Origin of the sequence: Peribacillus sp. NPDC060253, assembly GCF_042727425.1 — a bacterium.
Lineage (GTDB): Bacteria > Bacillota > Bacilli > Bacillales > DSM-1321 > Peribacillus.
This window is the reverse complement of record NZ_JBHXAS010000010.1, coordinates 16,676-29,017: the sequence shown is the minus strand read 5'-3', so window position 1 is coordinate 29,017 and position 12,342 is coordinate 16,676. Positions and strand designations below refer to the sequence as shown.

13 protein-coding genes are annotated in these 12,342 nt (G+C 36.8%); 2 read left to right on the top strand and 11 right to left on the bottom strand.

Features of this window, described 5'->3' with window-relative positions; all coding sequences use genetic code 11:
* Positions 1-68: 68 nt before the first annotated feature.
* Genes ACFWE9_RS04510 through ACFWE9_RS04500 form a run of 3 tightly spaced genes read right to left on the bottom strand, consistent with a single transcriptional unit; the run spans position 69 to position 3,426 of the window.
* The gene (locus ACFWE9_RS04510; RefSeq protein WP_377355778.1) at positions 69-1,859 is read right to left on the bottom strand and encodes a glycosyltransferase family protein; all 1,791 of its coding nucleotides are present in this window, start codon (positions 1,857-1,859) and stop codon (positions 69-71) included.
* A 38-nt stretch (positions 1,860-1,897) separates the two neighbouring features.
* Positions 1,898-2,221, bottom strand: a complete 324-nt coding sequence (locus ACFWE9_RS04505; protein WP_377355776.1) for a hypothetical protein — start codon at positions 2,219-2,221, stop codon at positions 1,898-1,900.
* Between the two features lie 20 nt (positions 2,222-2,241).
* Complete coding sequence (locus tag ACFWE9_RS04500) at positions 2,242-3,426, bottom strand: glycosyltransferase family 4 protein (RefSeq protein WP_377355775.1); 1,185 nt, start codon at positions 3,424-3,426, stop codon at positions 2,242-2,244.
* A 496-nt stretch (positions 3,427-3,922) separates the two neighbouring features.
* On the opposite strand from ACFWE9_RS04500, the gene ACFWE9_RS04495 reads away from it, so the two are divergent.
* Positions 3,923-4,777, top strand: coding sequence for a DUF4915 domain-containing protein (locus ACFWE9_RS04495; RefSeq protein ID WP_377355773.1), 855 nt, complete (start codon positions 3,923-3,925; stop codon positions 4,775-4,777).
* A gap of 446 nt (positions 4,778-5,223) precedes the next feature.
* On the opposite strand, the gene ACFWE9_RS04490 is transcribed toward ACFWE9_RS04495, so the two are convergent.
* The 6 genes from ACFWE9_RS04490 to ACFWE9_RS04465 form a co-directional block, all read right to left on the bottom strand.
* Positions 5,224-5,706: a GNAT family N-acetyltransferase gene (locus ACFWE9_RS04490; RefSeq protein WP_377355771.1), complete on the bottom strand. Its 483-nt coding sequence runs from the start codon at positions 5,704-5,706 to the stop codon at positions 5,224-5,226.
* A 216-nt stretch (positions 5,707-5,922) separates the two neighbouring features.
* Positions 5,923-6,480 (bottom strand): YdhK family protein, encoded by a 558-nt coding sequence (locus ACFWE9_RS04485; protein WP_377355770.1) that lies wholly within the window; start codon positions 6,478-6,480, stop codon positions 5,923-5,925.
* Between the two features lie 214 nt (positions 6,481-6,694).
* The gene (locus tag ACFWE9_RS04480) at positions 6,695-6,832 is read right to left on the bottom strand and encodes an anti-repressor SinI family protein (RefSeq protein WP_377355768.1); all 138 of its coding nucleotides are present in this window, start codon (positions 6,830-6,832) and stop codon (positions 6,695-6,697) included.
* A 523-nt stretch (positions 6,833-7,355) separates the two neighbouring features.
* Entirely contained in the window at positions 7,356-7,982 is a 627-nt protein-coding gene (locus ACFWE9_RS04475) for a hypothetical protein (protein ID WP_230157381.1), read from the bottom strand.
* Between the two features lie 65 nt (positions 7,983-8,047).
* Positions 8,048-8,284: a hypothetical protein gene (locus tag ACFWE9_RS04470; protein WP_230157382.1), complete on the bottom strand. Its 237-nt coding sequence runs from the start codon at positions 8,282-8,284 to the stop codon at positions 8,048-8,050.
* 233 nt (positions 8,285-8,517) lie between these two features.
* Entirely contained in the window at positions 8,518-9,285 is a 768-nt protein-coding gene (locus ACFWE9_RS04465; protein ID WP_377355766.1) for an arylamine N-acetyltransferase family protein, read from the bottom strand.
* 544 nt (positions 9,286-9,829) lie between these two features.
* On the opposite strand from ACFWE9_RS04465, the gene ACFWE9_RS04460 reads away from it, so the two are divergent.
* Positions 9,830-10,195, top strand: coding sequence for a carboxymuconolactone decarboxylase family protein (locus ACFWE9_RS04460; RefSeq protein WP_230157388.1), 366 nt, complete (start codon positions 9,830-9,832; stop codon positions 10,193-10,195).
* A 142-nt stretch (positions 10,196-10,337) separates the two neighbouring features.
* On the opposite strand, the gene ACFWE9_RS04455 is transcribed toward ACFWE9_RS04460, so the two are convergent.
* On the bottom strand, positions 10,338-10,508 hold the full coding sequence (locus ACFWE9_RS04455) for a hypothetical protein (protein ID WP_230157389.1): 171 nt from the start codon (positions 10,506-10,508) through the stop codon (positions 10,338-10,340).
* A 22-nt stretch (positions 10,509-10,530) separates the two neighbouring features.
* A complete protein-coding gene (thiC, locus tag ACFWE9_RS04450; protein WP_230157390.1) occupies positions 10,531-12,312 on the bottom strand; it encodes a phosphomethylpyrimidine synthase ThiC in 1,782 nt (593 codons plus the stop codon).
* Positions 12,313-12,342 lie beyond the last annotated feature (30 nt).

Here is a 12,342-nt window from a genome sequence, read left to right as displayed (position 1 = left end):
TCAGGGGCTTTTGTCTGGAAAAGAGTTGATTTTGAATTTAATAGGTATGCTGAAGTCTTCCCCTCCTATTAAAAATTAAGCCTTTTTCTTAAATCCCAATATTTAAATGTCATCTTACCCATCTTTGATTTCGAAAGTGAATCGTATTTACGCCCAAGCGCCAGGTTTTGTTTTTCTAACTTGTTCATTTGTTTAAGTTGCACTGCGTTCAATTTTTTTAATTGCTTTACTTCTTTAACCAATTCTTTATTTTTCACTTTTATTTCATTGTTTTTATTATCGACAATTATCCGTTCTTTCAATGGCATTTCCATGTCTTTTGGTCTTAATTTCGGACTGCTATTTGTTTCAAATCCTATAGTTTTTAGATATGGCAAGTTATTTTGAAAATTTCGTTCAAAACTTTGATCACTTTTATGGATTTGTAGGAAAGTGAAGCAGCCTGCTTTTTCTGTTTGAATGATTTGACCAAACCCGGATAGCTTGACTAGTTTTTCTAATTTTTTTAATTCTTCAGGCATGTTATTAAAAATATAGTTGAAAACTTCTTCGTCATTTATATCTGCAGGCAATTTTTTCACCTGATGTGATCGTACATGCTTATTCAGTTCATCAAAGTCATCTTCATCCATATAATACACGTTTTCACTTTCATCTAAATAATCAGTAATATGCCTGCTCCATAATAGCCCTTGCAGTTTTTTTATTGCTTCCGAAAACAAAAACTGCTTGCTAACTTGATACATTCGTTTGGCTGCAAACTCATATATATCTTTATTGCATAAAGCTAATTTGACTGCATCACGGAAATCCTTCTCTGTAACTGCATATAACGGGTAATCTTCGCCAAAAAGCTTTACATGCATTTTGGTTGGATTCATTATTACGGCCTTTTTTAAAATTCCGTATTCCAATAGCTTCGTGGATAGTTCCAGACTGCTGTCCATCTCCTCACTTCTCCAGGTAATCCCCACATCACTGTTCACGATTAATTGTTGTGCGTCCTCCCTGGTCAGTGCCCCGTACCAGTCAAGCCCTTCTGTATTTTCCAGGAGATATTTAGCTTCTTCCTTAAACTGAGTATCACCTTTAACCCATTTGAATTTATCCCCGGCAACATTAAGGGAAAGTTTCGGAATCTCGCGTTTTAATTCTTTAAAAGCCGTAAGGATAGGAATCGTCTTCCAATCAGGATCAAACTTCCCTGTATATACGAGTTTATGTTTTAACTTGACGTCCCCTCCTGCTGATTCAACGTTTGGTATCATCGGGGTAAGCAGGGAAACTTTGTTTTTTTCTTTATCTAAATTAAGAATCTCGATGACAAATTCGCACATCTCTTCTGTTTGACATAAGAAATAGGCACATTGATTGTATATATTCTTGATGCTCTCAAACTTTTCTTCATTAACATCCTGACCTATATGGGTCAATCCTGTAGCATACACTAATGTATTCCTTATGATATGCTTATGCTTTGCTATTTTTTCAACAGTCTCAATGCTTCTTACAAATAGCCAATCATATTCATTTTGGTTCCAATAATGAGAAATGAGCATTTCAGCAATATCAAAATTAATCACACCTTTTTTTACCCATTCCTCATCGGTGGCATTAAAAAAGGGATCAACAAAAGGATTAAGAATCTTTATATTGTCACATTTCTCAAGGGGTCGAATTAATATATCTCGCTTAACTGGACTAGCTAAAAGTAAGTCTATCTCGATATTGGAATCTAACGAAAGAGTCGAAGCTAAGGAAGATAAAAATACTGCTGAACCATCCATTGAATTCATGTCAATAAAGCCAAATAGAAGCACCTTCATTTTTCTGTTTTGCACTAATTCATGTGAACTCAAAAGTATTCACTCCAATGACTGAAATGTTATATGAATTTCTATTTTTTCATTTGTTCTTTCATAGATGATTTGAGTGCAAGGTATTTTAACGTGAATTTCCCTATATAAGTAACGTTGAATTTATGTTCTAATGACTTAAGTCTACGTATCTCCTTGTTCAACTGAATGTTTTCTTTTTGGGCTAACTTACTTTTTTCTAATTCTTCTCGCAACCTAGCATTTTCTTTTGTAAGATTCTCAATGATGTTTTGTTTTTCAGTATCATTGCTTTCTATGAGTTCTAATGTCATGGACATCATGTCTTTCATTTGTAATTCCAGTTCTTCATACATAGTTTTCCAATATTCGTTTCGTTCGTTCATATTGAAAAAACTCCCCTCCATTAACCTTGGATAATCTCTAATTCTCTTTTAATAACAACATCTACGGCGCATTTATCTCGAATCGATTGCGATGCTTGTTTTGATACCCTTAAGAATACGTCCGGATTATAATATAAACGTTCTATTGCATCCGCAATTTCAATAGGAGACTCAGGTTTTGTAAGAAGGCCAGAATCATCGTGTTTAACAAATTCCGGGATTGCCGTGATATCCGTTGAAATCGGCACTAGCCCACTGGACATGGCCTCACACATTGAAACCCCTTGAGAGTCCAAACGGGTTGGGCAAAGGAAAATTCCATACTCCTTATGTAGAGCAGCGATTTGCTCTTGTGATATGAAGCCTTTATGAATCGTTACATTCTCAAAATTACAAATTGGCTCAACTGTTTGATCGAACAACTTCCCATCACCATAAAAAGCAAATTCCAGTTTATCGAAATAGGGTCTCTTTGAAAGTTCCAGCACAGCTTTCACCGATAAATCATTGGCATATTTTCGAGAAGCGTACGGCCTGATTGAAAGGACTTTTGTCCGCATATCAACTGGCTTTTGTATAAAGGTAAACAGATTGTCATCTATTACATTGGGAATGATTACTGAATTTTCCGATTCAGCCCTCGCGTCACATTCCGCTATATGTTCTTTGAACCATTTGGAAATATGAACAAAAGTAGTATTCAATTCATTTGTTTGATAAAACCAATTCATAAAAGAAAGCTGTGCTACATAATAGTCGTCCGCCATTTCAAGTATCTTTCGTAAGCTTTCAGGGCTTTCAAGAAAATTAAACCATCTTCTATGCCAAGCCTCCGTTTCAAATCCATGTATCCATGTAATAATCGGTAACTCATTGCTTGTTTCTTTTATCGCTTGTACCATTGTAGAATTAACAAAATGAATGAGCGCTTTTTTATGTACTTTATGATTTAAGAACATGCGCAGATGCTGCTCAGTTCCTCGATAAACAGGCACATCTTCATAGATATACTTTTCTGCTTTTTTATAAGCAGGATGTAAAACAAAGACATCAATCTTCAAACCCTCTGCTTGATAAGCCTTGACTCTTCGGTGGATAAACCCATTCCGATATAACTGCTTTTCATGTGGATAAGCATTCGTAATGATTACATATCTATCTTTTTCGCTAAATGTAAGCTCATTTAGGTTTATAGATTGCTCCATTTTTGTTCACTCCTACTATTTTCAGTCATCTTCAATCAGCCTGCTTATTCATCTGTAAATAAAGGATTATAAGACATCTTTCCCAAGTCCATTCTCCTTTTAAAACTGTGAATCGATTATAACAAACATGTATTACTGAATATTGACATCAATACGAGAAGTATGTAAATAAAAGTAAAGTTTTCATGAACTTTTATATATTTTTGTATAGGAAATAGGCAATATAGAACATATTTTTAAAAATCATTTCAGATATGGGAGTATTTTAGGCATTTACCTTAATAAAGGATGATAATCTTAACAAAAAAGAAAGAACGATCCATATTATCGGAACCGTCCTCGTACATATAATCTATTGTATTTTTTGTGAATGGAACAACCTTTATAAACTGGTATAAAAAGTCCACTATTTTCCTACATAGCTTGTCTATACCATGACAAAAAAAATTCATACTATATTAAAAAGGAATTATCCATAAAGGTGGTTTGACCTTACATGATACCCATAGACGATTGTAAATTATTAATTTCATGCTGCAATCATAAAGGTGGTCTTTATTTAGTCCAAATAATACAACAACAATATGAAATAATAAAGGTTTTACATGTTGGATGCACAGGTATTACTAAATACGGCAGCTCTTTCGTCGTAATTTCAAATTCTCATGGAATCTTTATTTTGGATGAAAACTTAAAGGTTATAAAAAATAAAGTATTATCTACAGAATTAGATTTACATGGTATAGCAATAGACAACGATAAAGCTTATATTGTTGAAACCAAAACTAACTCAATTGGTATTTATGATTTAAAAAACGATTTGGAAAGAATGGATGAAATTAGATTTTCACCGGAAAATGACGATGTTTCCCACGTCAACGATTTGTATATAGTAAATGATACGTTACATGTATCAATGTTTTCAAATCCTCAAAGGAAAAAATTGACCTCTTTCGCAAGCTATTTCCCTCCTAAAACAATCCGCCCAGGTGTGATTCTAGAATATTCTTTACAGGAAAGAAAAGTGGTTAAGATTTGTCATGATAAATTATTTCAACCTCACAGTGTACTACATCATGATAATAACCTGTATTATTGTGTTTCAGGTGAGTTCCTAGTAAAAAGAAATGAGGAAGATATTTTTAAAGGCCTTGGTTATACTCGCGGTTTAGCAGTTAAGAATCAAACGATGTTTATCGGCCAAAGTGAGAGTAGACACATATCGATATTATTAAAAAAACATACGAACGTATTGCTAGATTGCGGGATTTATGTTCATGACATCTCTACGAAACTTTCATCTTTTATCCATATTCCGTCTGAAGAAATTTATGGAATATTGGTTATTTGAAAACCTAACCCCCTTAGCTGTATAAAAAAAACGGAGCTTAAAGAACTATGTTTTTTCCTTTGGCAGCATTGTCTTCAATAATTACGCACAATAAAGGAGTTTTCAGCCCATTTCTTTCGAGCAGGGGACTTTTCGGTGAATGGATAACTGTGACTCTCATTGTCTTTGAGACGATTTGGGGAAAACTCTCCGGCATGATAGGTTTGGATTTTTAAAAAAAGGCATCTTTAAGATGCTTATTTCAGACGGTAGACAAACTTAAATCGAGTTTGTCTACCGTCTTTTTGAGGGATTGTAAGAATTCGAACGTTGGTTGGAACATAGGGTACTCGCTTTCCGCGGGCTGTCCGGGAGCTTTAGTAACAAACCTATTTCATGACAATCAATGAAAGATGCCACGTCTGGATCCTTACCACTATTTATTCCGGAAATTAACTAAAGCTGCCTTAATCCAGAGCATAATGGAAAACCAATTCTTCCCCGTCTTCCCCATTAAATCTGTATCCATTATCAACGAATCCAGCTTTTTTATATAAGTTGATCGCTGGAATATTCGTATGGTGCACCGTTAGAATTATCTCATCTTTATCAGGATGATCTCGTTTGATCATATCAGGCAAGACTTTTAAAGCTTTAAAAGCTAACCCCTTTTTTTGATGACGTGAATCCAATGAGAATGATTTTAGAAGAATGGCATGCTCATTACTTGTATATTGATTTCCCGCTTTATCCGTATATAAAGCAAAACAACCAATCAAATCATCACCTACATATATGACCATGGGGAGATTATATTGATCCTTCCTGAAGTCTTCGATAACTTTCATGGGTAAAGAAGTATAGATTGCTTGTTCTATAGGTAAACAATAGTTGTTCAGCGCTGCATAATCTTTTTTCATAAAAGGTCTAATATGTAATCCAGTTACCATACCTTCACCACCATCATTTATAATCTGGACCTCCATCCTCGCTAGAGATTTGTCAAAAATAAACCATTTATCGTAACCAACCCATGATTTTGCTTATGTTTTTCATACCTCTCAACGGATGATTCTATATTAACAGATATTAAAGTTTTACAAAGAAAACATAGTATACAAAAAAAGGAATGGCTTGGTTTGCCACTCCTTTTGATTCTTCTTAAATCATTCAGCTGCTGATAACTCACTTTCTGTTACCCATTTATGGTTTTTAACTTCTTCTCCACCATTAGTTGGTGTGAAATCAACCATATAAACAGTCGTTTTCTCAGCTGATTCAATTACAGCGGTTGCATCATTCATCCCTTTCATATGTGAGGCATTTACTATAACCTCCGCTCCAGGCTCAAACGTTTTCTCACCTGCATCTTTAATCTCTTCGTGAATGATCCATTTATGATTTCCCACTTTTTCTCCGCCAGTCGTTGGCGTATACGAAATAGCATATGCAGTCGTATCAAAGGCACCCACTATCGTTGCTTTCGCTCCCTTCATACTTTCCATATGACCTGATTCGATAATCACATGACTTCCAACTTCATAGGTTGGGTTTTCTGCAGCTTTTAAGCCGCTAGGAACATCCCCTGAGATAGAATGGTCCATGTCCATTTCATGATGTTCCTTTTCTTCTTTATCATCGGTGTTGGAACATGCGCCGAGGACCAAAAGCAGGGCAGCTAATAATGAGAAAATCATCGGGATTTTGGTTCTTTTTTTCATCATCGATAAAACCTCCTTTAACATTTACATCCATCCTACCAATTAATTATGCAGAAATTGTGGAGGACATTCGTGGTCAAAGAACTGGAGCAGATAGTGTTCATCCCACATGTACGATGACATCAGCTATTACTGGGTATGAAAAAAAGACGAACTTTTCTACATAGAAAAAATCGTCTTTCTTCTCGTTATACCTAATCGAGATGGTCAACAAATGCTACCCGTTATCGCTATTCGACTTTTCTTCCAGAAACTTTTTGAACTCCTCTTTCGTAACATCCGATTTCATTGCCAATGTTACTAATTCAAGCCATTCGTCAGGAAGGTTTCCATCAAAGCCCCTTTTTATTTTCAAGTCATCATTCTCCTTCATAGACATTTTTATCCCAATACTTAATTTATCGGCATCCTAAGGAGGAGAGGAGTGTTTTTACTACATTACATTTAAATATAAGATCTCAATGCTTGATTGATAATCAGGGGATTCTCCCATTCTTCCATAGTAAAAACCAGTAAATTATTTGATAAAAAGTGCAAGGTGTGAATGCTATGCTAACGAAAGTGATTTGGCTGGGTAAAAAGAGATGGTTAATTGATAGAGGTTATTTGAAAGTGTCATTTCATGAATTGCCTAAAAAGAAGGACTTGACTTCTTACATCTGGATTCCATAATCACCAACCAGTTTCTACGTAGGAAGTCATGACCAATCCCCTCTTCTTCGCAAATGAATTCTACAATTCTATGATAAATAGCAAAAAAATAGCAAAAAATCGGTAAGGTCCCTCCCAAAAGGGGGGATTTTTCATTATGTGATTGAAATAGTGGCTTGTTGGATTCAACTCGTACCGAAAATAGTTTTTGCTACTGCTATTAACATCTATTCAGAGGCTTGTGATTGTTCGATTTTACGTATGATATGCGAAAGGTTCTTTGAAGAATGTTCTTTATAATCCCTGCCTATGGACTTGAATAACCCCTTCGCTATCCCCCTTAATAATTCTTTGGTATGCACATCCGAAATGATGGACTTATATGGGAGACTAGATTCAGCTTGTGCCCCACCGATCTTATTAGCAGTTTCCTTAATAAAGTCGATGATTGTAATTTCATGAAGGTTTCCTCCAATAATGGCTTTATAGATAACTTGTTTTCTCCAAATTTTTAAATCGATCCTCTGTTTAGTGTAATCGAAGAGCTCTTCAGGCAGTTCTGCACGACCATCGCTGCTAAATCGAATGGAATCTTTTACTGGGTACAATTTCGGATTAGGATTGATTTTCTTTATCAAGGAATGATCTATGGTGACTTTTTCCCTCTTTATTCGCGTATTTTTCGTTTCACCTAAAATGAGTTTTAACTGCCCGGCAATTATATTATTGAATTCTTCCAATTCAAAGTATTCAACAAGCATAATACTATATTCCAAAATTGTGATGGCTTCATCGAATTTTCGTTTAGTACCATCATTAGATCTGGTAAAAACCAACCTATTCTTCCTTTCCATGACCTTCCCCCCTTTTCATTCATATCTAATATGCAAATAAGGAAAAAACACCCTAATGGATGTTTTTATTTATTAGGTCTAAACTTGATTGGATCCATATTACGATTATCCTTGTCTCCCGTATATTCAATACTAATTACATTAGCTAAGTTGATATGTTTGCCACCTGCTTGCAGCCATGTTGCATTTTGAATTAATTGCAATTTCAGGATACTATCGGCTTCATGCGAATATTGTTCATTCGTCTCTAATTCTTCTGTTTCACCATTCACATAAAAAAATTTATATTTTGCATTACTCATTTTCATCAGCCTCTTTTCAACTCCTTAATTCGACAAGGATTGACCATATTCCTGCTTTCACAAAATCAGATTGCCTTTTTTCGATTTGATTAATGACGTAAATCCCATCATTCAAATCAATAGGTGCCTTTTTAGGTCATCAAGCTGATAAAAAAGCATATCACCTAATCGATACACTACAACATGCCACCATTAAAAGACCGTCAAGGATCTTCGACAGTCTTTGTTGGCTCTTATCTATCAAAATATTGTTTCATTAACTCTTTGAATCGTGTGCCATCTATTTCTTCTTTCGTCATTTTCCCATTTTCCCACTGTGTAAAGGATGTATCGGTTAAAGTGATATTCCCGCTGTTTGTCAGACGTGTGATTAATGGATGTTTGTTAAAAGGCGATTGGGGATTTTCCCTGATGATCGTTTGAATCTCATTCAGTTCCACAACATTCCCTACATGTATGGAAGAATCAAATGCATATCCCATTTTCCAATCGAGATCTTTATGTTTCAGTTTTAATTCAAGGATATGATCCCCATGGTCGGTAACTTCTCTTTTTATCCTGAATTCACCATTTCGAGAAATGACAACTTCTCCGTTTAACGGAACCGGTTTTAAAGGTAGATTCCCCCCAAAGCCCGTATCGACCAAATAGGTTTGGCCCTCATGATTCAAAAGAATGGCGACATGGGTCCTGCCTATTGTCATCCATCCTTGATTGTAGATGACACCCCTGACCATGGAAACATCAAAGTCGTTTTCCATCAAGAAAAAATAAAGGGCCGTATTCAATTCATAACATAATCCCCCCTCATTTCTCACGAGGACTTTGTTCATGACATTCTCTTTGTTGATATCACTTAGATGAGATGCCATGATGGATAGGTTTTCAAAAGGAATGGTTCTCGCTGTCTTATCAAGAATTTCATCTAATTTATCAAATGTCAGTTTTTCATGTCCAGTGATTCCTATTCTTTTCCTGAATAATGCATTCAAATCATTCATCACGATTCCCCCCTTAAGCCAGACACAGATGATGAGTATCTTAACTTTGTTTATCTTTATTATACTTTGCAAATTTCATTCTTCAATCATCAGCCGTTACCATTACCGCCATACAGATAAGGGGGTATATCACACTGTTTTATCTTCCCTAATCATTCTAAGGCAGCCTCTCCCATTCATGCACGAAGCAACTTCTGAATCATTCATTTACCTGTAAGATGATTTTACCTAAGTTTTTATTGGCTTCCATCTGTTCATGCGCCCTTTTTTTTTTTCAAAAGGGAAGACTCGATCGACTTCTTAAAGACACAAGCGGAGAATGGCGAAATATTAATGTGATGCAGGCGATGTAATCGCCCTTTTACTTATTTGCATACTTTTCCATCAATGATTTAAAGCCACCCGCCCTCGGGAATCACTTGGCCCATTGCAGGAATAGTTCAATGATTACTTTGGTAAACTCCTCTGTTTCTGTTTAATCATACATTATTTAGCTCATACTAATGTTTGATAAAAAAAAATTTAGGACGGAGCTGAATGTAAAATGGAATTTGAAGCTAAGAATTCTACTGAAAATGCTCTTTACGATTATAAAGCTGGGCTTGGTGTCTTTACGGAAAAAATGCCCGATCTCGCTGAGAAATTCAACGCGTTTACGGAAGAGTGCTTTAAAGAGGGTCAATTAACCCAGAAAGAAAAACAGCTTATCGCCCTCGGAATCAGCTTATATTCTCAAGATGAATACTGCATTATCTACCATACTAAAGGATGTCTTGACCAAGGCTGTTCAGAACAGGAAATCCTTGAAGCCATTGGAGTGACCGCAGCATTTGGCGGAGGAGCAACCATGAGTCAGGCCGTAACTCTCGTTCAGGAATGCATCCAGGAAATAAACCAGATGAAACAATAATGTAAGGGATAGGACAGTTTGTCCTATCCCTCTTTATTTGTTCGAAGCCGAAATCAAATGCCATATGTGGAAAAATTACAAACAATCACTTCATCATGGTGACTGGTATCCAATATGACAAACAAAGCAGATTAAGGAATCACTACCATTGCAGGCTTTCGATTAAGTGACACTTTGTGCATTCTTGACTATAATCGGTTTTTACAAATTCATGATTACAATTTTCCCGAAAGATGTATAGCTCTTTTTTCAGCTGATCTAATTGGTTTTCCAACTGTTCCATTTCATCTTTTATCTGGATTACCCGATTCATCGAATTCTCCCTTTCGTCCAAATCATTGATAGATTTTTCCGTCCGTTTTCCTGAATTCATTCGCTTTTTCTTTAAGTCCTTCATCGATTACAGACTCAAAACCGAGACCCTTTTCTTTTGCCAAATCACGGATATCCTGAGAGATTCTCATACTGCAGAATTTAGGTCCGCACATGGAACAGAAATGAGCTGTTTTGGCACCTTCAGCCGGTAAGGTTTCATCGTGATATTCAACCGCCCGTTCAGGATCGAGAGAAAGATTGAATTGATCTCTCCAACGAAACTCGAATCTTGCCTTCGAAAGGGCATCGTCTCGTTTTTGTGCATGCGGATGGCCTTTTGCAAGATCAGCTGCGTGTGCAGCAATCTTATAGGTAATGACCCCTACTCGAACATCCTCTTTATTCGGAAGTCCAAGATGCTCTTTCGGTGTCACATAACAGAGCATCGCCGTACCAAACCAACCAATCATCGCAGCACCGATTGCAGATGTAATATGATCATAGCCAGGAGCTATATCCGTTGTCAAAGGCCCAAGGGTATAGAACGGGGCTTCTTGACAGACTTCCAGCTGCTTATCCATGTTTTCCTTAATCAAATGCATCGGCACGTGACCGGGTCCCTCCACCATGACTTGAACATCATGTTTCCAAGCAATCTTCGTCAGTTCCCCTAGTGTTTCCAATTCTGCAAATTGCGCCTCATCGTTTGCATCTGCAATCGATCCAGGACGAAGGCCATCTCCTAATGAGAAAGAAACATCATATGCCTTCATGATTTCACAAATCTCTTCAAAATGAGTATAAAGGAAGCTTTCTTGGTGGTGGGCCAAACACCATTGAGCCATGATCGATCCCCCTCGGGAAACGATTCCCGTAACCCGCTTTGCCGTTAATGGGATATATCGCAAAAGCACTCCAGCGTGTATGGTGAAGTAATCGACACCTTGCTCGGCCTGCTCGATTAAAGTATCTCGAAAAACTTCCCAATTTAAATCTTCCGCAACTCCATTCACTTTTTCCAATGCTTGATATATAGGAACAGTCCCAACTGGCACAGGAGAATTCCTGATAATCCATTCACGTGTTGTGTGAATATTCTTGCCGGTGGAGAGGTCCATTATGTTGTCGGCTCCCCAACGTGTAGCCCAAGTCATTTTCTCCACTTCATCTTCGATCGATGAACTAACGGCTGAATTTCCAATATTCGCATTTATTTTAACGTGAAAATTACGCCCGATGATCATAGGCTCACTTTCGGGATGGTTAATATTTGCTGGAATGATTGCCCGCCCGCTGGCTACCTCTTCTCTTACAAACTCAGGGGCAACATTTTCCCTGATTGAAATGAACTCCATTTCAGGGGTAATGATTCCTTTACGTGCATAATGGAGCTGGGTTACATTGTGTCCTTTCATTGCACGCAAAGGTTTTCTTTTCAATCCCGGAAAAATATCGGCATTGGATTGTGGCTCCACTTTTCTATAACCGTTATCTTCGGGTTTAATTTCACGTCCTTCATACTCTTCAATATCTTCACGTTCCAGGATCCAGTTGCGTCTAATCGGATCAAGGCCTTTCTGAATATCAATCGGATATTCGGAATCCGTATAGGAACCGCTTGTATCATAAACTCGTAAAGGCGGATTCTCCTCTTCACCGAATGCCCCTGTAGTCGGACTTAACTTAATTTCACGCATAGGTACTTTAATATCAGGTCTAGATCCCTCTACGTACACTTTTTTACTCCCTGCAAAACTGGACATAATTGAAACGTTCATGTCATTTACTGAATTACTCATCATGATTTCATTTCTCCTTTTTAAGTTCATTTA

What these genes read in the sequence shown, in the direction of transcription:
- ACFWE9_RS04505 (WP_377355776.1), bottom strand. Translation starts at nt 2,221, where the DNA reads ATGAACGAACGAAACGAATATTGGAAAACTATGTATGAAGAACTGGAA.
- ACFWE9_RS04500 (WP_377355775.1), bottom strand. Translation starts at nt 3,426, where the DNA reads ATGGAGCAATCTATAAACCTAAATGAGCTTACATTTAGCGAAAAAGAT.
- ACFWE9_RS04495 (WP_377355773.1), top strand. Translation starts at nt 3,923, where the DNA reads ATGATACCCATAGACGATTGTAAATTATTAATTTCATGCTGCAATCAT.
- ACFWE9_RS04490 (WP_377355771.1), bottom strand. Translation starts at nt 5,706, where the DNA reads ATGGTAACTGGATTACATATTAGACCTTTTATGAAAAAAGATTATGCA.
- ACFWE9_RS04485 (WP_377355770.1), bottom strand. Translation starts at nt 6,480, where the DNA reads ATGATGAAAAAAAGAACCAAAATCCCGATGATTTTCTCATTATTAGCT.
- ACFWE9_RS04475 (WP_230157381.1), bottom strand. Translation starts at nt 7,982, where the DNA reads ATGGAAAGGAAGAATAGGTTGGTTTTTACCAGATCTAATGATGGTACT.
- ACFWE9_RS04470 (WP_230157382.1), bottom strand. Translation starts at nt 8,284, where the DNA reads ATGAGTAATGCAAAATATAAATTTTTTTATGTGAATGGTGAAACAGAA.
- ACFWE9_RS04465 (WP_377355766.1), bottom strand. Translation starts at nt 9,285, where the DNA reads ATGAATGATTTGAATGCATTATTCAGGAAAAGAATAGGAATCACTGGA.
- ACFWE9_RS04460 (WP_230157388.1), top strand. Translation starts at nt 9,830, where the DNA reads ATGGAATTTGAAGCTAAGAATTCTACTGAAAATGCTCTTTACGATTAT.
- ACFWE9_RS04455 (WP_230157389.1), bottom strand. Translation starts at nt 10,508, where the DNA reads ATGAATCGGGTAATCCAGATAAAAGATGAAATGGAACAGTTGGAAAAC.
- thiC (WP_230157390.1), bottom strand. Translation starts at nt 12,312, where the DNA reads ATGATGAGTAATTCAGTAAATGACATGAACGTTTCAATTATGTCCAGT.